Below are 23845 nucleotides of genomic sequence, written 5' to 3'. Positions count from 1 at the left end.
TTTTATTAAACTATCGAACACCGTGCATCATTTTTTTCAAAAATGGAGTCAATGCAAACAAAACAATTGCAGCGACACCTGTCAAGACAACAAACACCATGAAAAATTCGAATAAATTATGGATTTCAAAACCTCCAAAAATTGGGTTATGATCCATAATTTGATTTTTATCCAATAATTGCAATTGTTCTGCTGTAGGCACAACTTTTTTATCTAGAACAGCTTGTAAATCTATTCCTAGTTCTTTCGCTTTATTGAACTTATCTCCTGTTGCTGGCAAAATAGAACCCAAAGTTCCCGCCAGTGCATAACCTGATGCATTAGACAAGAAAAACACTCCATATAATAAAGAAGAGAAACGTTTTGGAGATAATTTACCAACTAATGACAAACCAATTGGAGACAAACACAACTCTGCACAAGTATTCAACAAATACAATAGAATTAACCATTTGATAGCTAACAACCCGGAAGTTCCAAGATCTTTTACTTGAGTCGCAATCATGAAGAAACTTACAGCTATCAACAATAAACCAAAGGCCAATTTTACTGGAGAAATAGGTTCTTTATCCTTAGCTCTTAACTTGTCCCAAAGCAAACTGAATGGCACTGCTAAAGCAACCACAAATAATCCGTTAAATATTTGCACCATTGAGGCAGGCATTTGCCAACCAAACATAAAAGTCCTGTCTGTTTGATAATCTGCAATAAAGGTCAAGGAAGACCCCGCTTGTTCAAAAGCGGCCCAGAAGAAGATAATAAAGAAAGAAATAATATAAATTACTAGAATACGATCTCTCTCTACTTTTGTTAAAGAGGTGTCAGATAAAATTAAACCCGCTAAGGTTATACCACTAGCATAAATAATAGGATAAATAATTGTTTTTACTACATTCTCTCCATCTACAGAAAAATGAAATAATAAAAACATCCCAATAAAAGCAACTACTGAAAGTATTAAAGCTTTTGATGAAAAAACAGCACTTTGCGCTTCTCCTTCTTCATAATGCGAAGCATCATTTGTAGACGGCAATCCTCCAAGTGGCTTACCTTCCGGAGTAACAACATATTTGTTCTTCAAGAAGTAAAACACCAAAGTTCCGATAAGCATTGCTATTGCAGCGGCAAGAAATCCCCATTTGAAAGCGTGAATATCTCTAACCCCACCTGAGCTTTTAACATCCCCAATTAATGGACAAATAAATTGACCTAAAAAAGCCCCTAGATTTATTCCCATATAGAAAATTGTAAAGGCTGTATCCAATTTACTTTTTTCTTGTTTTGGATACAAGCTACCCACCATACTAGAGATATTTGGTTTGAAAAATCCGTTTCCAAAAATGATAACTCCCAATCCACAATACATAATCGTGGTCGCTAAACCTACATTTTCGCCAAAAACACTAGCACTGGTAAACAACAATAATTGCCCAATAGCCATCATTAATCCACCAAGCATGATGCAATTTCTATTTCCAAAAAAACGATCCGAAATAAAACCTCCAAGCATCGGAGTCAAATAACAAAGACCAAGAAAACCTCCATAAATTAAAGAAGCATCTTCTTCTTTCATCATTAAAGAATTTACAAGAAAAAGAACCAATAAAGTTCGCATTCCGTAGAAGTTGAAACGTTCCCACATTTCGGTTCCAAATAACACCCAAAGTCCTTTTGGATGTGCTGTTTTAACTTGAGTTTCTTTCATTTTTTTTGGTTTTGGGTTTTGGGTTTTGATTTGGATTATAAATTCTCTTTGATAAAATTAGTCATTTTGTTGTACAATTGAATTCTAGTTTTCCCTCCATAAATACCATGATCTTTGTCTGGATATATCTGGGAGTCAAATTGTTTATTTGATTGAATTAATGCTTCCATCATTTGCATAGAGTTTTGAACATGCACATTATCATCCGCAGAACCGTGAATCAACAAGAACTTCCCTTTTAGTTTATTCACATGATTTATTGGGGAATTTTGATCGTATCCACTTGCATTTTCTTGTGGTGTTTGCATGTATCTTTCTGTGTATATGCTATCATAAAAACGCCAGTTGGTTACTGGTGCCACAGCGATTGCCATTTTAAAGACATCGGCTCCCTGAAAAATACAGTTGGAAGCCATAAAGCCTCCAAAAGACCAGCCCCAAATTCCTATTCTTGATTTATCTACATAAGGATAGTTCCCTATTACTTTGGCAGCATCAATTTGGTCTTCGACTTCATATTTCCCTAATTGCAATTGGGTTACCTTTTTGAAATCGGCACCTTTGAATCCCGTTCCACGACCGTCAACATCAATAACAATATAACCTTGTTGTGCCAACATCATAAACCAATACTCATTAGAGCTACCCCATTGATTTACTACTTGTTGTGAACCTGGTCCTGAATATTGAACCATAAAAACAGGATATTTTTTGGATGCATCAAAATCCTTTGGCTTCATGATCCATGCATTTAGCTCGTTCCCTTTTTCTGTTTTCAAAACAAAAAACTCTTTAGAAGGCAAATTATATCCTTTCAATTTTGCAGCAAGATCTTGATTATTTTCTATAACTTGAATTTCTTTCCCTGCTTTTGATTCATTTAAAGTATAAATGGTCGGCTGAGAAGCGCTTGAGAATGTATTAATGTAATATTGAAAATTAGGGCTAAAGGTTGCCGCATTTCCACCTACGTTTTTAGACAAACGTACTTTGTTTTTTCCGTCAAGAGCAATTTTGTAAACATCGCGATTGATAGAACCATTTTCTGTAGATTGATAAAAAATAGTTTTTGTTTTTTCGTCGAAACCGTAGTATGAAGTAACTTCCCAGTTTCCTTTTGTAACTTGATTTTTAAGCTTTCCCGTTTTATCATATACATAAATATGATTGAAACCGTCTTTTTCGCTTGTCCAGATAAAGCTGTTGTCTTGTAAGAATGTCAAATTATCGGTAACATCAACATAGGCTTTGTCTTTTTCGTTCAAGATCACTTTTGTGGTAGTTGTTGTTCCATCAATAAATAACAAATCTAGATTGTCTTGGTGGCGATTTAAAACCTGTGCCGACAACACATTATTATCGTTTGTCCATTGTAACCTTGCGATATAAAAATCGTTATAGTTTCCTAAATCAACTTTTTTAGTAGTGTTACTTGGAGCATCATATATATGTAATGAAACTACTGCATTTTTCTCTCCTGCTTTTGGGTATTTGAATGTTTCAATTGTTGGATATAAACTTTTTTGAAAAATCGACATTGAAAATTCTGGAACTTCGCCTTCATCAAAACGAATATACGCTAATTTTTTACTGTCTTTACTCCAATCAAAAGCCCGGACAAAGGCAAATTCTTCTTCGTAAACCCAGTCTGTAATTCCGTTAATGATAGCATTCTTTTTCCCGTCAGTAGTAATTGCAGTCGATTTTTTCGAAGCAACATCATACGCATATAAGTTGTTTTCTTTAGCATAAGCGATTTTAGTTCCATCAGGAGAAAAAGTCGGTTCTTGCACCTGAAAATCAAAAAGCTTCGTTAATGTTTTTCCAGCAATGTCATATAAAAAATAATCGGCTGTAAAAGAGTGACGGAAGATTTGATTAGTATTACAAGCAATTAATAGCTGCTTTTCGGAAGCGTCAAAGGTGTAACTATCAATTCCGTCTGCTAGTTCTTTATAATTTTTAGTATCAATTAGGTTTGACACTTTTTTTAGTGTTGCAAAGTCATACAGATCGATTTGCATACTCTTCGTTGCCCTGTCAGAATTCAACACAGTGTATTGATTGGTCTTCTTCATTGACAATAATTCATCCATTCCTTTGGCACGAAATGAACCCGTAAAAATTTCATCAACTGTTATTTTTTGTTGTCCAAAAACCGTAAAACACAAAAACAAAAGTACCGCAGTAAGCTTATTAGAATTCATAATATGGATTAAATGATAAAAGGCGCAATTTTAGTGAAAAAATTACACATATAACACTTTCTCACTGTTAAATATTGCGAAATAATATTTTATCATTCACTTAAATAACTTTATCAAAATAAAAAAAGAAAACTGATTTTAATTTTATGCAGATTTAGCTTCGTAAATAATCTACAAATTAAGTACTTTCCGAACTATTAAACGTTCCAATCGCTCGTGAAAACAGAATAACGAAACTTCAAAATACAAATCAATTAAAAAAAACACACTAAAACGGAATGTGTATATTTGCTTTTGTTAAGCTTAATATTTCATATATGAACAACGCTGTTGCTGGATTTTCAAAATTATCCAAAGAAGAAAAAATAAACTGGATTGCCAATCACTATTTCTCAACTCCAAGTGAGGCCATCTCACTGCTTAAAAACTATTGGAATACGGATGATAAAATTCAAAAACTCCACGATGAGTTCATAGAAAACACCATAACCAATTTTTATATCCCACTAGGTGTTGCCCCAAATTTTTTGATTAACGGCAAGTACCGCACCATCCCAATGGCTATCGAAGAAAGTTCGGTAGTGGCCGCTGCCGCAAAAGCTGCTAAGTTTTGGTCCACTCGTGGAGGTTTTAAAACCACGGTTCTTAATACCGAAAAAATAGGACAGGTTCATTTTATATATAAAGGGGAAGAGTCTAAATTGTATTTGTTTTTCGCCCAATTAAAATCAAAATTGTTCGAATCTACAGAAAGCATTACCAAAAACATGCAAAAACGAGGTGGTGGAATTTTGGATATTATTCTAAAAGACAAAACGAACTTACTGCCAAACTACTATCAACTTCATGCTACTTTTGAAACTAAAGATAGCATGGGAGCCAATTTTATCAACTCTTGTTTAGAGCAATTTGCCAAAACCTTAAAAGAGGAATCGCAAGAATATGAGCTGTTTTCGGAAGAAGAAAAAAACATACAGGTTGTCATGAGCATCCTTTCTAATTATGTCCCTAATTGCATTGTTCGAGCCGAAGTTTCTTGCCCTATCGAAGAATTAGCCGAAAAACACATTTTAAACCCTCTAGATTTTGCCGAAAAATTTGTTCAAGCCGTTCAAATTGCCGAGGTAGAACCTTTTCGAGCTGTAACCCACAATAAAGGTATCATGAACGGAATTGATGCTGTTGTGCTAGCTACAGGAAACGACTTTAGAGCCGTAGAAGCAGGAATACATGCCTATGCCTCTAGAAACGGACATTATTCTAGTTTATCTCATGCCAAAATAGAAAATGGAATTTTCAGTTTCTGGCTGGAGATTCCGTTGGCTTTAGGAACTGTTGGCGGATTAACGTCCCTTCATCCTTTGGTAAAATTGTCATTAGAAATGCTTGAAAAACCGTCAGCCAAAGAGTTAATGCAAGTTGTTGCAGTAGCGGGATTGGCTCAAAACTTTGCTGCTTTACGCTCCTTGACCACAACAGGAATTCAGGACGGACACATGAAAATGCACTTGAATAATATCCTAAACCAGTTTGAAGCCAATGATGAGGAACGTCTTTTGATAAAAAAACATTTCAAAAACCACGTCGTTTCCCACAGTGCCGTTGTTGATTATATTGAGAAATTAAGAAAACCCCGTTTAAGTTAAAAGCGAACCCCGAACCCAGTCAGGGTTTTAAATCCTGACTGGGTTAACCTCAAAAAAAATGAAAAAAACATTTTACAGTAACGGCAAACTATTAATAACAGGAGAATATCTAGTTCTTGATGGCGCAAAAGCATTGGCGTTACCCACAAAGTTTGGACAAAACCTGATTGTAGAAAATGGAGCTAATCAAGAATTAAAATGGACCAGTTATGATGCTGATGAAAGTATTTGGTTTGAAGGAACAATTCCGTTTTTGGCAATAACTACAGTAACTACTTTCGAAAATGAATCGGTAGCAAATACACTAATTACCATTTTAAGGGAAGCCTATTTATTAAATCCTAATTTAATACTAAACTCAGAAGGTTACAGTATCACTACTCATTTATCTTTCCCTAAAAAATGGGGGCTGGGAACTTCTTCTACCTTAATAAACAATATAGCCCAATGGTTCGAAATAGACGCTTTTATACTGCTTAAAAACAGTTTTGGAGGCAGCGGCTACGATATTGCCTGTGCACAAAACGACTGTCCTATTGTGTATCATCTAGAACATGGAAAGCCTATCGTTGAAAAAGTAATTTTCAAACCGACTTTTACAGAAAATCTATATTTTGTCTATCTCAATCAAAAACAAAGCAGCAAAAATGCTATTGCAGCTTATAATGAGAAAAAAAACAATTTAGAAACGCATAAAGAAGTTATAAATCAACTCACTGAAATCGTTTTGAAGACGAACAACATCAATACGTTTGCAGAAGCCTTAGAAAATCACGAAACAGAACTGAGCTCTATTCTTGAAACAAAAACAGTTAAAGAATCTTTGTTTCCTGATTTCAATGGTACGATTAAAAGTCTTGGCGCTTGGGGAGGAGATTTTGTATTGGTAATTTCAAAAGACAATCCCAGTTCTTATTTTATTTCGAAAGGGTATGAAACGGTTATTCCTTACAGTAAAATGATTTTAAGTCGTTTTTAAAAACTTTTCAGGAAATTATTTTTTATATATTGACCCCTATGCTGATCTATGTTTTTCTTGACTTCTTTCCAAGAATAGGATTTACTTTCTCCTTTCAAATGTCTTTCTCTTCTATTATCCAACATCACATATACATCGTTATCAAGAGCAACAACGTCGTCTCTGTCGCTTTCAAGTTTGCTTGTATTTTCTTTAATACTGTTTCTTTTTTTGTTCTCAAAAGCATCTCTATCAACTCTAATTTTGTTAAATAAAAATCCATAACATTTACTATTTATAACAAAGATAGAACTTTGTTTCATCAAATTCAAAAGAAATTCTATTTCCAAAATCCCCTGTTAAACCCAAAATCCATATCAAACAAAAAACCCGATACTTTCAATTTAAGAAGTATCGGGTTTTTGATATTTGAATAATTACTGCTTAGTAATTAAAATCTTTTCTGTTGTCTTTGATATCAGCATCTTCTTTTAAAGCTGGCAATACTCTGTTTACATCAGATGCGCTTTGCCCTTTTAATCTTGCTACTTGATCAGCATAGCTTTTCAGAGCTGGAGCTTTTACTGCACTTATGTTTTTAACCACATAAACTCCAGTTACACCTTCAATTGGAGCAGATAGTTTATTAGCAGCCAATGCAAATGCATTTCCTACCACTTTTGGCTCTTGACCAACACCACCTGTTAATACTGGGTTTTCTAAAGTAACATTAGTAGCTTGTTGCACTGCTGAACCTGTAGCTTTTGCAATAGCTTCTAATGAGCTTCCGTTCATTTTAGCTTTTAGCAATTCGGCTTTTTTCTTGTTTTTAAGAATTGACTCTACGTACGGTCTTGCTTGGTCAACAGGAATTAAACCAGAATTATCAATTGTTTTAACTTTTGCAATTACGTGTCCGAGATTGGCAACTTCAAATCTTTTTACTGCACCTTCTTTACTATCTTTCTCAAACGCCCATCTTACAATAGCTCTTTGATTTCCTAGAGGACCAAAATTTTCATCCATTCCTTTAACAGAAACTCCAGGTGTTACCGTAAGCTTCATTTCTTTAGCCAATTTATTGAAATCTTTATCAGCAGCATCCATTTCAAATTTAGTCGCTTGAGTAAATGCTTTATCAGAAGTAGCTTCTGAAGCTTCAATTTTTTGAGCTACAGTTGCCAGACGAATTCCGTCTTGTTTGTCCGTGATTTTGATGATATGAAAACCGAAAGGAGTTTCAACTAAACCAACTTTTCCTATTCCATTATTAAAAACGAAATCGTTAAAAGGTTTTACCATTTGGTTTGGACCAAAATACCCTAAATCTCCACCTTGTTGAGCAGATGAATCGTCAGAATTGGTAAAAGCCAACATCAAGAAACTATCTGGGTTTGCATTTACTTGAGCCAAAATAGCTTCTGCTTTTGCTTTAGCTTCTTCTTTTGTTCTTTTTTCTTTCTTATTAGGAACTTGAGTTCCTTCGTAGCTGATAAGGATGTGACTTGCTTTTGCATTCACACCTGATTTTTTTCCTAATGATTTTGAAATACAATAGTATTTTCCGTAAACATAAGGTCCGTAAACCGCTCCAGGAGCTAAGTTGAACAATTGATCTGCATCTACAGCTGGTAAATCTTTTTTGGCAACATAAGTTGAATCATAAGGAACATCTGAGTTTGAATTTACAAAATCAATCACGTTTGATGTTGTTCTAAAACCAGCCAAAGTATCGTTTTTACCCGTTGCCTGATTGTAAACAACGCTTCCAGATAACAATCCGTTGATTTTAGATTTGATTTCATTCTCATCTGCAACCGAAGCTTTATCTTCAATTAAAACATATTCTACATTACGAGTTTCTTCTGACTTGAATTTTTTTGGACTCAATTTCATGAAATCAACAATTTCAGCATCAGTAACTTTTACATCACTATCTTTTATTGTTGAATATAAACCAGCAACATAAGCAAAATTTACTTTATTAGAAGCCATTTCATAATTGAACTTTCCTTCACTTTCAGTTGTATAAATACCTGATTTAACTAAAGTATTATAGATTTGAAATTTAGCATTCAATTCAGCATCTTTTTCTCTATCTTTTAAATATTGAGCTTGTTCTGGATTTGATTTGAAGTATTCTTTGAATTTAGCAACATCGAACATACCTGCTGCATTCAAGAACATTGGGTTTTTTCCAATATTTTGATCTGCTTTAAGAATGTCTAATATGTGTTTCTCTCCTACTCTTAAACCTAATTTATCAAATTCAGCAGAAAGTAAAGCTACGGTCACTTCTTGATCCCATACTCTTTTTGACGCTTCAGTCGAAGTAACCCCTTGTCCACTTTTCTCAACATTGCTTACTTTTATTCTAAAATCCTCAAATGCGATATCTTTCCCATTGATGCTACCAACATCTTTTGAGCTTTTACCAAAATTTCCTTTCGTAAAAAGATCTTGTATTATAAATGAAAATAATGCTAGAGCAATAACTCCAATCATTATAGCCGAATGTTGTCTGATTTTTGATAAAACTGCCATTGTTTATTATTGTTTATTTTAAAATTTTGTTTGCGAAAATACAATTATCTAATTAATAATTATAGAACTACTGTTTTTTTTTTGTTTTTTTTTAAATTAAAAAAATAATATCAGTCTTTGATAGTCATTTTAACTAATTCAATCTTCTTATTTGTGGCTTCTTCAATGACAAAATGGTAATTCTCGATGGTAATTACATCTCCTTTTTGAGGAATTTCCTTCGTAAAATCAACAATAAACCCTCCAAGTGTTCCATAAGACTCACTTTCTGGAATAGCCAATTTATAGGTTTGGTTAAGATATTCAACATCAAAACGGGCAGAGAACAAAAAGGTAGCATCATCCAACTCTTTCTCTATCAATTCTTCGTCTAAATCATGCTCGTCTTCTATTTCGCCAAAAAGCTCTTCTACAATATCTTCTATAGTCAATATTCCAGAAGTTCCTCCGTATTCATCTAAGACTACTGCGACACTTTTTCGTTTTTTGGTCAACAAATTCATAGCGTCTTTTACATAAATAGCTTCAGGAATAAACTCTACAGGAATTACTATTTCTTTTATACTCACTGGCTTTTTAAACAAATCGAATGAATGCACATACCCAATGATATCGTCTAATGAATTTTTATAAATCACCATTTTGGAGTACCCCGTTTCTATAAACAATTCTTTGAGATTGTCTAAAGTGTCTGTTACATCTACTGCCGCAATTTCGGTTCTTGGAGTCATAACATCTCTGGCCTTAACACCCGAAAAATCTAAAGCATTCCTAAATATTTGTATTTCGGAATCTACTTCTTCATGATCTTCTACAGTACTCATTTGTTCTGCAATGTAGTTCCCTAACTCCACTTTACTAAAATAAAGTTGCACTTGATCTCCTTCGGTTTTAAAGAACCTTTTTAATACAAAATCTGAAATCCATATTAAAAAAGTAGAAATGAAATAAAACACTTCATAAAAGAAATAAGCAGGAATTGCAAAAAACTTAATCAGTGAATTGGCATAAATTTGAAAGAAAACTTTAGGCAAAAACTCGGCTGTTATCAAAACAATAAATGTTGACAGCACCGTTTGAATTAAAAGACTTGCGAAATCAGAAAAATGCAACTTAAAGAGCATCAGCCAATTCATAAGCAACTCGCCCATAAAAAAACCGTAAACCACAAGTGCTATATTGTTGCCAATAAGCATTGCTGCAATAAATTTCGAGGGTTTCTCGGTAAGTTTTGTGAGCGTTCTAGAAAGAAAAGTATCCTGTTTTTTTTCTAACTCGAGATAAATTTTATTCGAAGATATAAATGCAATCTCCATTCCTGAAAAAAAAGCACATAGTATTAAACACAATATTATAATACTAACTTCCATTACCTAGGATTGTTTATTTCGGTCATCAAATTTCTTGGCAAATTTTCTTCTGAAGAAAAACATAAAAATAGCAAGTCCCGCAATAACAAAACTCAAAAATGGAGTTTCGGTACCGGAACTCCATTTTGTATATCCTTCATACAAAAAATAGATTCCAAAAGCCAAGTAAAGGTAAGAGGTGTATTTTAAGAAATTCATGTTATTGTTTTATTTAAATATTAGTGATTGGCAATTAGCTTATAGTGATTAGCTTAAAATCTGATTGAATTCTAATTAGTCTAAAAACTTTAAGCGAAACGTATGAAACTAAAAAAAATTTGACCATAGTGATAGCTAATTACTGTTCACTCCCGATAGCAATCGGGACTAAGGGCTAACAATATTATTCAGAGGATTCGATTTCCCCTTCTATTCTTTGAGAGTTTACGACTTTAAAATCTTTGCTAAAATCAATTCCTTGACCTGTAGAACTCCCCTTGGCATCCGTCAATTTAAACTTTTTCTCGGTATAAAACCATTGGTTTTTTTGGTCAAAATACAATTGTTCGGTTTCTAGCATTTGTCCATCCTCAGATGTGATTTTGACTTTTCCTTGCAAATCTATAATACTGGTTGCTTTATAAGAAACCGCATAATTCGACTTAATAAACGTTTTTTTGCCTTTATTGTCATAAAGAGTTACATCAATCCCTTTTGGAAATTCTGTAAAAGCAAAATCTACATTGGCATAATCTAACATTTTTGGACTAATCAAGATTGATTTAATCATACCTGAGTCTGTATATTTTAAATTTACATTATCAGCATCGCCACTTGGAACAAACTCCGAGTAATCATTTTGTCGCACTTCTTTAAAATTGCTTTCGCACCCCACAGACAAACCAACAGCCAAAGCTATTGAGAGTAGAACCGAAAAAAATCTTTTATGAAAGGTCATGTATTAAATTTAAACCAATTATTTTTTAATTAAATTTTGACTGTCTAAACCATTTGTCGTTTAAAGAAAAACTCAAACTTATGCTACCATAATTTTCTTGAATCAACCCATTTGAGGTTGTTCCTCTTTTTCCATATTCTAATCCGATATTAAAATTAGACAAAGATCCTCCAGTAACAGACGGCAATCCAAAACCTAGTGTAATACCCGTCTCGTCAATTGATTTTGAATTAATAATTGTTCCTGTTTTACCATACTTCAAACCTGCACGGTACGTGATTTTTTGATAGTATTTAGAGAACATATTGTAATTAGGAATATAATACCCTCCTAAACTATAATTAGAGTAATTTTCATAAGTTACATTCTTGGAATCATTAACACCGTTTCCAGATCCACCAATATTTTGATATACAATTTGGGTTCCTACCAACCATTTTCTTGATTGACCAATACCAGCTCCAAATGTTATCTTTTCTGGTATTTTTATGTCTTTTCTAATCAATTCTGCGTCAACAACATCCACAATCCCTAGATTGAAATTCGCGTCATATTGTACCGTTGAAATAGTTCTGGTGTTATTAGAAGCCAAAGTACTCCCTGGCATATACGTGGCACTACCGTAATAATTTAATTTTTTATTAATCTTACCTTGGTACATTACCCCAAAATTCGTACTAAACCCACTCAAATCAGCTTTATTCTCTTCTTGTGTACCAATAGGAATAGCAGTAATGAATTCTAAATTACTATTTTTTATTCTTCCAAAATTATATTGAATATCTGCTCCCACAACCAAATTAGGAATAATAGTATATCCTAAAGCAAAAAAAGCTTTATTTAAACCGCCAGATCCTGTTAATCTATTATTATTGCCATTAGGATCAGAACTTAAAGATTCAATCTTATATCCTACAGAAGAATACGGAAGCAATCCGAAACCGACACCCATTTTACCCAATGGCAAGGCAACTGCCAGATAATCCAGCGTTGTTCTTTGCGCTTTTGCGTCTCCTTTGTCCGATTTCATTTTAGTACTAGTGTACCCACCACCCATTGTAAAAGTGGTCAACCTAATTGCTGCAAAACTCGCAGGATTCAATATATTTATGTGAATACTATCTTGCTCAATAGCAACTCCCGACATAGAACGATTTTCGAGATTTCCTTTAAACCTAGATTCTCCAATACCAAAATAAGAATAAGGAGAAGCAGATCCGCTTTGAGCAAAAGAAGCAAGCGTTAGAAAGAAACAGGCAGTGACAATAATTTGTTTAATCATTTTTGATTTTATATTGAAAAATTTGGTTCAAACTCTCTAAAAGGAAATTTGAATTGGCAAATATGGTATTTTTTAATCGTTTAGCCAAAAATTCTGTGTCTCCACCCGTTAAAATTATTATAAAATTTGAATACTGAGCGCTATATTCATCGACAAAACCATTAATCTCATGGACCAATCCGTTTACTACTCCTGAATGAATTGACTCTGCCGTAGATTTTCCTATAAAATGATTGGGATCCGACACTGACAGCAACGGCAGTTTTTCGGTGTACTGATGCAAGGCCTCGTACCGCAAACGCAAACCAGGAGAAATTGCCCCGCCAAGATACACATCGTTCTGGTCTACAAAATCGTAAGTAACACAAGTCCCGGCGTCTATAATTAAACGGTTTTGACCTCGGAACTGCAATGTTGCCCCAGCAGCCAACACCATTCTATCAATACCTAACGTTTTTGGAGTAGCATACCTATTTACAAACGGAAAAGCGTCATCATGCGAAACAAACCACACTTGAAGCTCCTTCTCAAAGTCTAAAAACAATTGTTTTTCTACATTTCCGACTGAGGCAACCACCAAATGCGTGATTTTTGGATATTTTTTTAAAATAATTACAATATTTTTTTGAATTTCGTCTTTCGAAAAAACACAACATTCTAAGGCTTTATCTTCCTCAAAAACAGCACCTTTAATTCTAGTATTCCCAACATCGATGGTTAAAGTCATATTCTAATATTTAAAAACACGAAGATACAAATAGATTTTTTTTTTAAAACGTATTGTTTAATTAAAAAAACATCTTATATTTGCACCCGCAACAAGCACGGTACCTTAGCTCAGATGGTAGAGCAATGGACTGAAAATCCATGTGTCCCTGGTTCGATCCCTGGAGGTACCACGAAACCCAAACAGCAATGTTTGGGTTTTTTGTTTTGAATATATCTCCAAAAAGCCGAAATTTTGGATCAATCCTAAAAGCTGTGGAGGAACAAAAAAGCCACCAAAAAATAAATTTTGATGGCTCTTGAAGGATTCTTTTGAATGCAAAATCCTTAATAAGATCTATTTATTGTTTAACAAACTTCATCACTTTTACCTGGTTTTCATCATTATACACTCTTACAAGATACATCCCATTATTTAAATCACTAATATTGTAATGATGATCTATTGTTTGATTTTTATTGAACGATTTGACTAATTGTCCTGTAATCGAAAAAATTTGAACTTTAGATGCATCTGTATTTAATGTAAAATAATTCGCAGCAGGATTTGGATAAAGATAAATATTCTTTAAAACTTCAAAATCAGTAGTTCCTAATATACTGGCTTTATTTCCGTAAATTCTATACTCCCCTGGTTGCAAATTGATGGTTGCATTGACATCTGACACATTATAAAGTGCGTTGTTCATTAAATTGTACCAAGATCCTGTGTTTTGGAAACCTGTTGCCACATCTTTAGCGGTTACATCAAAATTGGCAATAATAAGAACATTTTTAAGTTCTGTATCGGCCAAAGCACTGTTCGTGATTTTGATATTTGGTGTTAAATTGGATACATTAGTCATAGTCGCGGTACCCGAAAAAACGGCTTCGGTAGTTTTTAGACCAATCATTCTTGCCCAATCATAATAAATTTTATTTCGGGAATCATTACTAAGCCAGCTTTGAACCCATTGCGGCTGCGGTTTGGTATCTAATTTACAATCTCCTGCAATAGTTGACGAATTATCGTTTATAACACCATTATTACACGTATAAATAGAAGACTCCCATCCTAGTTCTCCAAAATGCCATATCATTTTTGGTCCTGGAACCAATAACGAAACAGCTCCTATTGCTGACATTCTGGACAAGGCAACATTTAGATTTTTTACATTGTGAGCCGCATTAGTTGTATTTCCGAATTGTAAATTTTTATACATCAAACGTTCTTCGTCATGACTTTCGGCGTACCCCATTAATCTATTGGTTGTAAATCCACGGCTTTGGCTCGTCATTTCTGATATGTTTCCGGCATACCCCATCGATAATTGATTGTAATTATCAGTCATTTTCCCCCACATCATCACTCCTTTACTAGGCGTTTCTGTAATTCTATAATTGGCCCATTGCTGTTCCTCATTATTGGTTCCCAAATGTTCGAAAATAGTGTAATGAGTTGGATCTAAAGACCATGAATAATCGGCATATTCTTTCAAAACAGCAACTCTATCAGCTTGATATGCATTGGTACAAGCATCGTCTCCTGAAGTACAATTTTGCGTAAAACCTTTGGTTAAATCCCAACGGAATCCATCAATTTTATATTCTTCAACCCATTGCTTAATAACTCTTTTTACATAGTTTTTAGTTAAAGCCACAGCATGATTAAAATCTTCCCCTACGCTATAACTGTGCTTGGCAACCGTATTGAAATATGGATTTTCTGAGGTAGGCGAACCAAATCCATCTCCATCAGGATCATTCATCCACATGCGTACCATGGGGTTTCTACCAAAAGCATGATTCAAAGCTACATCAAGAATTACGGCAATCCCGTTTTGATGACACAAGTCGATCAGTTCTTTTAATTTGGTAGCAGGCCCGTAAAATTTATCCAATGCCATGTGAAAGGAGGTATTATAACCCCAGCTTTCATTGCCTTCAAACTCCATTACAGGCATTAATTCAATTGCATTTATTTTTAAGTTTTTGAAATAACCTATTCGGTCAATTAAGTTTTGATAATTTCTATTAGCATCAAAATCCCTAACCAATACTTCATAGACTACTAACTTATCTTTTTCAGGTTTTACAAAATTGGTTGTAGCAGTACTCCAAGGATATGGAGTTTGACCTGTTTGCAAAACGGTAACTTCTCTTTCTTGACCTGCAGGATAAACCGGTATATTGGGATATGTGGTAGCAGGAATACCGGGGTCGTCATAAGGAGACAATACTAGTGTCGAATACGGATCGGCAGTTTTTACAAGCGCTGGTGAATTTGCTAATGGCGTTGCATCTCCTACCCAATATTGATAGGTATAATTTGTTCCAGAAACCAATCCGATTAATTCTAGCCAAAATTTACCGCTTGTAGGGTCTTTTTTCATGGCATAAGAAGAACTAGGCTGCCAGTTATTAAAACTTCCAGCTACATAAGTAAAATCTTTTAGCGGGGCGTCTAGTACCAAAGTTGCTTTGGTAGCATCGCTTGTATTGTAATTAATTCCATCGGTCATTCCAACAGGCATTGCTGCTGAAATAGTGTTTGGGTTTATAACTACAGTGAATTTTTTGGTTACCGTAGTTGCCCCTTGAGTCACTACCAATTCATAGTTTTGATTGTCTATAATGTTGGTGTGGTTGAAAGAATAACTAGTGGCACCCATACTCATATTGATTTCTGACCCGTTCGATTTCAGATGGTAATCTGCAACTCCATTGGTATTGGTTGCAGCAATAGAAAGACTTCCTCCCGACGCTAAAATAGTCGTGCTGTTTTGTGCAGGTGAAGTCATTGTTACTTGAAAAGCACCTACATTAAAAATAAAATCATTACATAGAGGAGCTAGTTTCAATGTTTTATTCCCAGAAGGATCACGAAATACCATTCCAAGCTTGGTAGCTGTAGATTGTTGCGTTGCATTCAATCCAAAGTAGGTACTGGGTGTAATGGTTTTGCTCCAGGTTCCGTTTCCATTATTCGTCATTAATCCAACACCGTCGTCGGCTCCCCAATTTCCAACCACTGCAAACCCAAATGCATTGGCATCATTCCCAATACCGGAATGCATATAAACTTTTATAGGAGAAGCCCCCATCGAGTTGCATGTTGAGGATGCAAACGAAACGGTTATAGTGATTTGATCTGTAACATTAAACACTGGCGGCGAAATGGTTACCTGTTGAGCTACACTGCCCAACGATATGAAGAATAATAATAAAAGTATAAGTTTTTTCATAGTATTAAAATTATTAAGTTTTCTATTAACTTTACAGCCTTAAAAAATAAATGATATAAAAAAGGACTGTCAATTAAGACAGTCCTTTATAACTAATAAAAAATAAAACTAATTTTTCTGAATCGTGTAAGTTTTCGCTGTGAAATCTACTACGATTGTATAATTTCCAGATACTGCAACTGGAATATTTGCACCACCCGCATCTAATGACAAATTATTACCATCATCACCATAATTTACAGCCCAGGCATCGTCAAGTCTAAATTTGAATTCTTTACCACCGATTAAATCCATTGTAATGGAGTATTTTTTGGTTGTTAAATCATAATCTAAATTCGCATCTTTTCCCCAGCCATCACCACCTGTTGTAGCGGCAGTTGCACTACCAATAATACCCCAGTTAGGCCAAGCTGGATAAGGAGTTACTTTTATAGTGTAAAAGTTCGAAATTTGTGGTGTGCTTCCTACTCCACCAATAGTAGATTTCACTCTAATATCAATACTGTTCTCAACAAAAGGCTTAAAACCTGCATCTAAAACAGCTGAATTTAACTCAGCCACTGTAAAGTTTTTGAAAGTACTAGTTGAAGTCCCAGCAACTGAAGGTTTTGCAAAACTAGTTCCAGCTTTTGCAATTTCGACAGTATAATTTATTACTGTTGCATCTCCCGCATAAGTTGCTTTTTCCCAAACCACTGAAGTGGCTAAATCAGCCTCTTTTGTTTTATCAAGAACAATAATAAAATCTGATTTTGGAGACAATAATACTGGAGCAGTTCCAGCAACGATTACAGGTCTGTTTTCAACATCGTCACCTGAGCAAGATATAGCAAGTACGCTTATAAAAGCGATTAAAATTTTATTTAGATTTTTCATTTTTATAATTTTTAAATTTGGTTAGTATCCAGGATTTTGTTTTAAAGTTGGGTTTGCTTGAATAGCTGTTGCAGGAATTGGCATAAGGTTTCTGTATGAATCTGTACCAGTACCGTTTTTAACGCCACCTTTCCATTGCCATAATTTTCCAGAACCTGTAAATTTGTCAAAACGAACTAAATCAGTTCTTCGGTGACATTCCCAAAACAATTCTCTACCTCTTTCGGCAAGAATAAAATCAAGCGTTAAGTCTGTAGCAGTAATTGCCGTCGCAGCTGCTCTTGTTCTTAATTGATTAACATAACTCACAGCCGTAGAAATATCTCCACCTGCACCTCCTCTTAGTACTCCTTCAGCATACATCAAATATACATCGGCCATTCTAAACATTGGAAAATCAGTGTCAGGAATATCGTTTCTTTGAGCAGCACTACCATCGGCTTTCTTATTGATGAATTTTGTAACCGAGTAGCCATCAGTAAATTTTCCGATGTTATTTATATCAATAGACTGCCCATCTTTATAAAAGCTACCTCTCTTATCTCCAATTCCGTTTTCGTCTGGGAAGGATTGAACAAATTCTTTTCTTGTTCTGATTCCCTGCCATCCACCATCCATACCTCTATCACTTGCATTCATAGATCCCCCTATAGAAGCGTGCATGATAAAACTCATTCCAGCTCCTGTAGCTCTAATAAATTTTCCGTCACTTACAACTGGAAAAATAACTTCATTTTGAGCACCATTTACATTATTATCAGCAGAGAATAAATTAAAATAAGGAACATTTGCAAAAGAATAACCTGAAGCTATTACCTCTTTACAAGCTGTGATACACTCCGTGTTTTTTGCAGTTCCAGTGTACACTTTGGCATTAAGATAAATTTTTGCTAACAAAAACTTAGCAGCCGTTTTATCTACTCTACCATATTCATTTCCTCTTGAAGCTTTTAAACTAGAGTCTAAGTCTTTTAATTCTTTTTCGACAAAAGCAAAAACTTCGGCTCTCGATTTTTGAACTGGATTGTAAATCCCTACTGGATCAGCTTCTGTAGTAATAGGTACATTACCGAATAGATCCATTAATTGCACATAATCAAATGCTCTCAAGAAACGTGCTTCTGCTCTAAAAGCTGCTATTTCTGTTTTCAAAGTAGCATCGACACCTCTTGCTGTCAGTTTTTCCTCTGTAGTTTCTCTTAAAAACTCATTGGCAAGACTTATTTGATAAAACGATCTTGAATACGTACCGTATAAAAACTCATTAACAGGACCCCAAGTCTGTGTATTCATGGTTGGCAACGTACCATCTGCCCAAGCAATAACAGCTTCGTCAGTAGTAAATTCCTGGCACACAAAAAGAAGTCTTAAATAACTACTGAAATCCCCACCAATTCCAGAGATATCTCCTTTATCATCTCCGTCATTTCCGCCTACATACAATCCAGCATATAATTTTGCTAAAACTTGTTTGTATGAATCTGGATTTTTATAAAATTCTTCTGCAAGAAACTCATCATCGTCTTTTGGTGTTACATTCAAGTCATTTGTACAAGAAGTAAAAACCATATTCATTCCTAAAATCACTAGGAATAAATAACCTATTTTTTTAAATGATATTTTCATTTTACTATTTTTAAAATTATGATTAGAAATTAGCATTTACACCAAACATGTATGTTCTAGCTCTTGGGTAAACTGATCCGTCAACACCCGAAAAACTTTCAGGATCTATACCATTGTATTTACTAAAAACAAGTGCATTTTGTACCCCTAATGAGAAATGTAAGGCCACCAATTTCAGAACCGATTTGTCCATTGTATATCCCACAGACACATTATCTAATTTAATAAAAGAAGCATCTTTTACAAAATAATCTGATGCGTATCGTGTTGTTCCATTATCTTCAAAAGTGAAACCAGTTTCGTAATAATCAGGTGTAATGTTCGCTAAATCAGTATCTCTTCTTAGAGCTGCTTGTAAATATCCTTTATCTGAGCTAATATTATCAAAAACAAAATTCCCTAAACTAGCTCTCCAGCTCATAGCAAAATCGAATTTTTTGTAATTGAAAGTACTAAACAATCCAAAAGTATAATCAGCATTTGGTTTGTGAAATCTGTACTTATCACTAGCAGTAATTTTACCATCACCATCTCTATCTACATACGCACCTTGTATTGGTTTTTTGTTAGCGTCATACAATTGCTCATATACATAAAAAGAAGATGGATTGAAACCAACCGAATTGATTTTGATTTTATTATTACTACCTCCAGCAATATTGTCACCAGTCATGTATCCTTGAAAACCAGGAACTGTTTCTCCCAAATCAGTAATCTCTTGATTAAGGTAAGCCATATTAAAACCAACATTCCAGTTTAAATTGTCTTTTTTAAGAACGTCAACATTAACGTTGAATTCAATACCATCGGTTGTAACACTTCCAATGTTAGAAAAACCAGAGTTTCTCAAATTGGCACCATCAGGATAAGCGATATCTGCCAAAAGATCAGAAGCTTTTTTGTTAAAATAATTAATAGTTCCATTGATTCTATTATCTAGAAAACCAAAATCTAATCCTACGTTAAACTCTGTTGCAGTTTCCCATTTAATATCTGCATTATATCCTTCCGTTTTAGCAACTTGATAAGCGGTACTCCCGAAAACATAATTAGATTTTACAGTTCCTAATGTAACTCTTCTTAAATAATCATAAGAAGCAGTGATGTCTTGTTGACCAGTAGTACCGTATCCAGCTCTTAATTTTAATGCCGAAATGGTTTTATTGTCTTTCAAGAAAGATTCTTCGGCTATATTCCAAGCAAAAGCAGCACTTGCAAAATTACCCCATCTGTTTTCCTCAGAGAAACGAGAAGTACCGTCTCTTCTATAACTCAAGGTAAGTAAATACCTGCTGTCATATCCGACATTTGCACGTCCAAAATAAGACTGTAAATTAATATCTGGATCTGTAGTTACATCTTCAGCTGGATTTGGCTGTATAACTTCCCCGGTGGAATATCCTACTCTTTGAAATAACTGGTAGTTATAACCTCCCGTTAAATCCACTTTAAATTTGTCAAATTCTTTAGCATAGTTTAAATATGCATTTAAGTTTTTGTTCTGACGAGAGTCTGTATAATGTCTAGAATTTCCTAGATTTACCCATTTCCCAGATGAAAATGTATTAGGTTGATAACCACTTACACTATTGGTACTGGTTTCATCATAACCATTGTTATCAGATCTATCAATTCCTAGTTCAGCAACTGCTCTCAATTCTTCTAAGAAATGCATTTTATAATCAATTCTAGCGTTACCCCATTTTCTTGTAGAAGTAGATCTTCTGTTGTTTTGATTGATACGAGCAACTGGATTTTTTAAAGCAAGAAGATTGACATCGCCATTGGCTTCCAACCATTCAAAATAACCGCCATAGCGAGAACCTGCTTGATACACAGATTGTGTAGGATCAAATACTATAGCACTTGAAATTACACTACCTTCATCTTGAAATTGATTTTTAACAAACGATAAATTTCCGCTAAGGTCAATTTTTAAGTGATTATCTAAAAGCACAGGATTCAAAGACAATGAAGTAGTTGTTCTTTCGAAGCTAGTGTTTTTCAAAATACCCGGAGTGTTCGTATTACCAACAGAAAGTCTAGTAGGTAATTTGTCAAACAAAGAACCACTAATTGATATATTATTATTACTAGTGATTACATCGCTAAAGATTTCGTTTTGCCAATCCGTATTTGCTGTGCCCAATTTTGCTTTTTGAGCAGCAGATCCATTAGCATTTACTAGTGTACGAAATTCATCGGCACTTAACACATTTATTTTTTTAGCAATTGTACTTACACCAGTTTGAGAATTAAACGCCACTTTCACACCGCCTTTTGCACCTTTTTTAGTAGTAATTACAATAACTCCGTTGGCAGCTCTAGATCCATAAATTGCAGATGCAGATGCATCTTTTAGAATTGTAAAAGTCTCAATATCATTTGGATCTATTGTAGAAAGAACACTAGATTGATCGTCTTTTTTTGTCCCACTCAATGGTAATCCATCAACGACTATTAATGGTTCATTAGAGGCATTCAATGAAGATCCACCACGAATTCTAATATCTGATTTTGCTCCAGGGGCACCTCCTCCGGTTATGCTTACACCAGCAACTCTACCCGTAATTAAATTTTCTGAAGTGACATTTAACCCCTTATTGAAATCTTTTCCTCCCAATACGGTTACTGCTCCTGTAGCATCTTTTTTCTTAACACTACCATAACCTACTTGAACTACAACCTCTTTTAATTGGCTTGAGTCTTCTTCAAGTTTAATCGTTATAGCGTTTTGAGATCCAACGGTAATTTTTTTGGTTACGTATCCCATATAAGATATGTTTAGCATATCTGTTGGCTTTACATTGGTCAATTGAAATTTTCCATCAAAACCTGTTGAAGTTCCTGTAGAACTCCCTTCTATTTTTACATTTACTCCCGGGATAGGCTGTCCTGATACATTATCAAGGACAATTCCGTCTACTTTATTCTGTGCTATGGCACAAAAAGGAAGTAGGAGTACTAAAAATAACAACTTTCTATAAATTGTTTTCATACTTTGTTTTTGTTTAATTTAATTGTTTTTGGTTAAGTTTGGTTTAAGTTTACTTTACTTCGAATAATCAAAACTAACTATTTATTAACATCAAAAACATGACACTTTCCAAACTGACTTACGAAAACGTGGTAGTGTTGAAAAGTTTGTGTTTTATTTTTAATTTTATGCGAAAAATTACTATAAATGAAAAAATATTTTACCTTTATTACGAATTGAATATATTGAATCAAGCAATGCCACTATGAAGAGAAAAATTACACTAAAACAAATTGCAAAAGAACTAGACGTTTCAATATCAACCGTTTCAAAATCATTGAGGAACAGTCCAGAAATTGGAGAAGAGACAAGATTAAGAGTACAGGCATTTGCAAACTTTTACCATTACAAACCCAACAACATAGCATTAAGCCTTAAAAACCGAAGAACCAAAACAATTGGCATTATTATTCCCGAAATTGTACACCATTTTTTTTCTACTGTAATTAATGGTATAGAACAAGTAGCCAATGAAAATGGATACAACGTAGTGATTTGCCTCTCTGACGATTCATTTGACAAGGAAGTACTAAACATGGAACTTTTGGCCAATGGTAGTATCGATGGTTTTATTATGTCTTTGTCTAAAGAAACACAGTTTAAGGGCGATTTTCATCATATTATAGAAGTCATTAATCAAGGAATGCCGGTAGTCATGTTTGACAGGGTTGCCAATGAGGTAATTTGCGACAAAGTGATAATCGATGACAAACTCGCCGCCTATGAAGCTGTACAGAGTTTAATAGATAAAGGCCGAAAAAAAATAGCCCTGTTGACTACTGCAGATTATCTAAGTGTGGGCAAATTGAGAACGGACGGCTACATCAAAGCTTTGCTGGACAACGAATTGCCTTTTGATGACGAATTAATTATTAGGATTGAAGATGTCGATACTTGCGAAATAATAATTGCAAAATTACTCGAAGACAAAGCAATTGATGCCGTTTTTGCCGTAAATGAACTTTTTGCCGTAACCTGTATTAAAACGGCAAACAAAATGGGCTTGAATGTGCCTAAAGACTTGGCAGTAATTGCTTTTACAGACGGAATAATATCGAAATATTCGACACCGACCATCACAACGGTTAGTCAAAGTGGTATAAAAATGGGGAATCGAGCGGCGCAAATTATTATAGACCGACTAGAATCTGAAGAGGATGACGAGGAAGAAACTTATGTAACCGAAATAATTGAAACCTACCTTATAGAAAGAGAATCTACTAGTTAACCTTAATTTAGTGAATAGTGAATAGCCCGTAGTAATTAGCGGTGTATCGCTATTTCAGGACGGACATAAGTATAAATCAAAACGGATAGGCTGAATAAACTATCCGTTTTTTTATTGAATCTAGCAACTCATTATTAGCAATTCCAAAAAGAGGAATGTTTTGCAAAATACTCTTGACAGATCTATTTTGTAATTAGTTTTGATTCTAAATTAAAGCCCAAAACTAATCACTTACAGCTACTCACTAATCACTTAAAAATTATTAAATCTGAAATATTTTGCGGACAAAAAAAGATATTTTATTCATTACTACAACCTTGTAGTTAAAAAAATCGCCTTTTATTTATTTTTTTTGAATTAAATACAAAAATAAATTTATACATTTACTCCACGTTTGCAGCTTTTCTTTTACTTCGAAAAATAAGATAAGTTTTTTTTAAACGATAATTTAATCGTAAAAGTTCAACACTATACGATGA

16 protein-coding genes and 1 tRNA gene are annotated in these 23845 nt (G+C 34.2%); 4 read left to right on the top strand and 13 right to left on the bottom strand.

Annotated features, from left to right (window positions below):
- Window positions 1–10 precede the first annotated feature (10 nt).
- Both FNW52_RS11270 and FNW52_RS11265 read right to left on the bottom strand, forming a co-directional pair.
- The gene (locus tag FNW52_RS11270; protein ID WP_143377576.1) at window positions 11–1705 is read right to left on the bottom strand and encodes a peptide MFS transporter; all 1695 of its coding nucleotides are present in this window, start codon (window positions 1703–1705) and stop codon (window positions 11–13) included.
- Window positions 1706–1740: 35 nt separating this feature from the next.
- Window positions 1741–3912, bottom strand: a complete 2172-nt coding sequence (locus FNW52_RS11265; RefSeq protein ID WP_143377575.1) for a S9 family peptidase — start codon at window positions 3910–3912, stop codon at window positions 1741–1743.
- Window positions 3913–4229: 317 nt separating this feature from the next.
- Between FNW52_RS11265 and FNW52_RS11260 the strand changes: the two genes are divergently transcribed.
- Entirely contained in the window at window positions 4230–5558 is a 1329-nt protein-coding gene (locus tag FNW52_RS11260; protein WP_143377574.1) for a hydroxymethylglutaryl-CoA reductase, degradative, read from the top strand.
- Between the two features lie 58 nt (window positions 5559–5616).
- Window positions 5617–6537, top strand: a complete 921-nt coding sequence (locus FNW52_RS11255) for a GYDIA family GHMP kinase (RefSeq protein WP_143377573.1) — start codon at window positions 5617–5619, stop codon at window positions 6535–6537.
- Here the strand turns inward: FNW52_RS11255 and FNW52_RS11250 are convergent.
- The 7 genes from FNW52_RS11250 to FNW52_RS11220 all read right to left on the bottom strand — a co-directional run bounded on the left by FNW52_RS11250 (window position 6534) and on the right by FNW52_RS11220 (window position 13376).
- Complete coding sequence (locus FNW52_RS11250; protein ID WP_185965964.1) at window positions 6534–6866, bottom strand: hypothetical protein; 333 nt, start codon at window positions 6864–6866, stop codon at window positions 6534–6536. The genes FNW52_RS11255 and FNW52_RS11250 overlap by 4 nt on opposite strands.
- A gap of 94 nt (window positions 6867–6960) precedes the next feature.
- Entirely contained in the window at window positions 6961–9060 is a 2100-nt protein-coding gene (locus tag FNW52_RS11245) for a peptidylprolyl isomerase (RefSeq protein ID WP_143377572.1), read from the bottom strand.
- 110 nt (window positions 9061–9170) lie between these two features.
- Window positions 9171–10430 (bottom strand): hemolysin family protein, encoded by a 1260-nt coding sequence (locus tag FNW52_RS11240; RefSeq protein ID WP_143377571.1) that lies wholly within the window; start codon window positions 10428–10430, stop codon window positions 9171–9173.
- 3 nt (window positions 10431–10433) lie between these two features.
- Window positions 10434–10628, bottom strand: coding sequence for a hypothetical protein (locus tag FNW52_RS11235; protein WP_143377570.1), 195 nt, complete (start codon window positions 10626–10628; stop codon window positions 10434–10436).
- A gap of 184 nt (window positions 10629–10812) precedes the next feature.
- A complete protein-coding gene (gene lptC, locus FNW52_RS11230; RefSeq protein WP_143377569.1) occupies window positions 10813–11367 on the bottom strand; it encodes an LPS export ABC transporter periplasmic protein LptC in 555 nt (184 codons plus the stop codon).
- A gap of 25 nt (window positions 11368–11392) precedes the next feature.
- Window positions 11393–12649, bottom strand: coding sequence for a hypothetical protein (locus FNW52_RS11225; RefSeq protein WP_143377568.1), 1257 nt, complete (start codon window positions 12647–12649; stop codon window positions 11393–11395).
- Window positions 12642–13376 (bottom strand): type III pantothenate kinase, encoded by a 735-nt coding sequence (locus FNW52_RS11220; RefSeq protein WP_143377567.1) that lies wholly within the window; start codon window positions 13374–13376, stop codon window positions 12642–12644. The genes FNW52_RS11225 and FNW52_RS11220 overlap by 8 nt, the downstream gene beginning before the upstream one ends.
- 99 nt (window positions 13377–13475) lie before the next feature.
- Between FNW52_RS11220 and FNW52_RS11215 the strand changes: the two genes are divergently transcribed.
- A tRNA-Phe gene (locus tag FNW52_RS11215) sits at window positions 13476–13548 on the top strand.
- Between the two features lie 168 nt (window positions 13549–13716).
- Here FNW52_RS11215 and FNW52_RS11210 read toward each other — a convergent pair.
- From FNW52_RS11210 to FNW52_RS11195, 4 genes are all read right to left on the bottom strand, one after another.
- Complete coding sequence (locus FNW52_RS11210; RefSeq protein ID WP_143377566.1) at window positions 13717–16599, bottom strand: alpha-amylase family glycosyl hydrolase; 2883 nt, start codon at window positions 16597–16599, stop codon at window positions 13717–13719.
- A 108-nt stretch (window positions 16600–16707) separates the two neighbouring features.
- Complete coding sequence (locus FNW52_RS11205) at window positions 16708–17475, bottom strand: SusE domain-containing protein (protein ID WP_143377565.1); 768 nt, start codon at window positions 17473–17475, stop codon at window positions 16708–16710.
- A gap of 21 nt (window positions 17476–17496) precedes the next feature.
- On the bottom strand, window positions 17497–19101 hold the full coding sequence (locus tag FNW52_RS11200) for a RagB/SusD family nutrient uptake outer membrane protein (RefSeq protein ID WP_143377564.1): 1605 nt from the start codon (window positions 19099–19101) through the stop codon (window positions 17497–17499).
- A 22-nt stretch (window positions 19102–19123) separates the two neighbouring features.
- Window positions 19124–22099, bottom strand: a complete 2976-nt coding sequence (locus FNW52_RS11195; RefSeq protein ID WP_143377563.1) for a SusC/RagA family TonB-linked outer membrane protein — start codon at window positions 22097–22099, stop codon at window positions 19124–19126.
- Between the two features lie 244 nt (window positions 22100–22343).
- On the opposite strand from FNW52_RS11195, the gene FNW52_RS11190 reads away from it, so the two are divergent.
- A complete protein-coding gene (locus FNW52_RS11190) occupies window positions 22344–23366 on the top strand; it encodes a LacI family DNA-binding transcriptional regulator (protein ID WP_143377562.1) in 1023 nt (340 codons plus the stop codon).
- The last annotated feature ends 479 nt before the right edge of the window (window positions 23367–23845 follow it).

The sequence above is a fragment of the Flavobacterium sp. ZT3R18 genome, from assembly GCF_007097385.1.
In the GTDB taxonomy this organism is placed as follows: Bacteria; Bacteroidota; Bacteroidia; order Flavobacteriales; family Flavobacteriaceae; genus Flavobacterium.
Note: the sequence above shows the minus strand (reverse complement) of the source record. Positions and strands in the feature narration are given on the sequence as shown.

Bases quoted from the DNA above. Each gene is read 5' to 3' on its own strand.
- FNW52_RS11270 (WP_143377576.1), bottom strand. From the start codon at position 1,705: ATGAAAGAAACTCAAGTTAAAACAGCACATCCAAAAGGACTTTGGGTG.
- FNW52_RS11265 (WP_143377575.1), bottom strand. From the start codon at position 3,912: ATGAATTCTAATAAGCTTACTGCGGTACTTTTGTTTTTGTGTTTTACG.
- FNW52_RS11260 (WP_143377574.1), top strand. From the start codon at position 4,230: ATGAACAACGCTGTTGCTGGATTTTCAAAATTATCCAAAGAAGAAAAA.
- FNW52_RS11255 (WP_143377573.1), top strand. From the start codon at position 5,617: ATGAAAAAAACATTTTACAGTAACGGCAAACTATTAATAACAGGAGAA.
- FNW52_RS11245 (WP_143377572.1), bottom strand. From the start codon at position 9,060: ATGGCAGTTTTATCAAAAATCAGACAACATTCGGCTATAATGATTGGA.
- FNW52_RS11240 (WP_143377571.1), bottom strand. From the start codon at position 10,430: ATGGAAGTTAGTATTATAATATTGTGTTTAATACTATGTGCTTTTTTT.
- FNW52_RS11235 (WP_143377570.1), bottom strand. From the start codon at position 10,628: ATGAATTTCTTAAAATACACCTCTTACCTTTACTTGGCTTTTGGAATC.
- lptC (WP_143377569.1), bottom strand. From the start codon at position 11,367: ATGACCTTTCATAAAAGATTTTTTTCGGTTCTACTCTCAATAGCTTTG.
- FNW52_RS11225 (WP_143377568.1), bottom strand. From the start codon at position 12,649: ATGATTAAACAAATTATTGTCACTGCCTGTTTCTTTCTAACGCTTGCT.
- FNW52_RS11220 (WP_143377567.1), bottom strand. From the start codon at position 13,376: ATGACTTTAACCATCGATGTTGGGAATACTAGAATTAAAGGTGCTGTT.
- FNW52_RS11210 (WP_143377566.1), bottom strand. From the start codon at position 16,599: ATGAAAAAACTTATACTTTTATTATTATTCTTCATATCGTTGGGCAGT.
- FNW52_RS11205 (WP_143377565.1), bottom strand. From the start codon at position 17,475: ATGAAAAATCTAAATAAAATTTTAATCGCTTTTATAAGCGTACTTGCT.
- FNW52_RS11200 (WP_143377564.1), bottom strand. From the start codon at position 19,101: ATGAAAATATCATTTAAAAAAATAGGTTATTTATTCCTAGTGATTTTA.
- FNW52_RS11195 (WP_143377563.1), bottom strand. From the start codon at position 22,099: ATGAAAACAATTTATAGAAAGTTGTTATTTTTAGTACTCCTACTTCCT.
- FNW52_RS11190 (WP_143377562.1), top strand. From the start codon at position 22,344: ATGAAGAGAAAAATTACACTAAAACAAATTGCAAAAGAACTAGACGTT.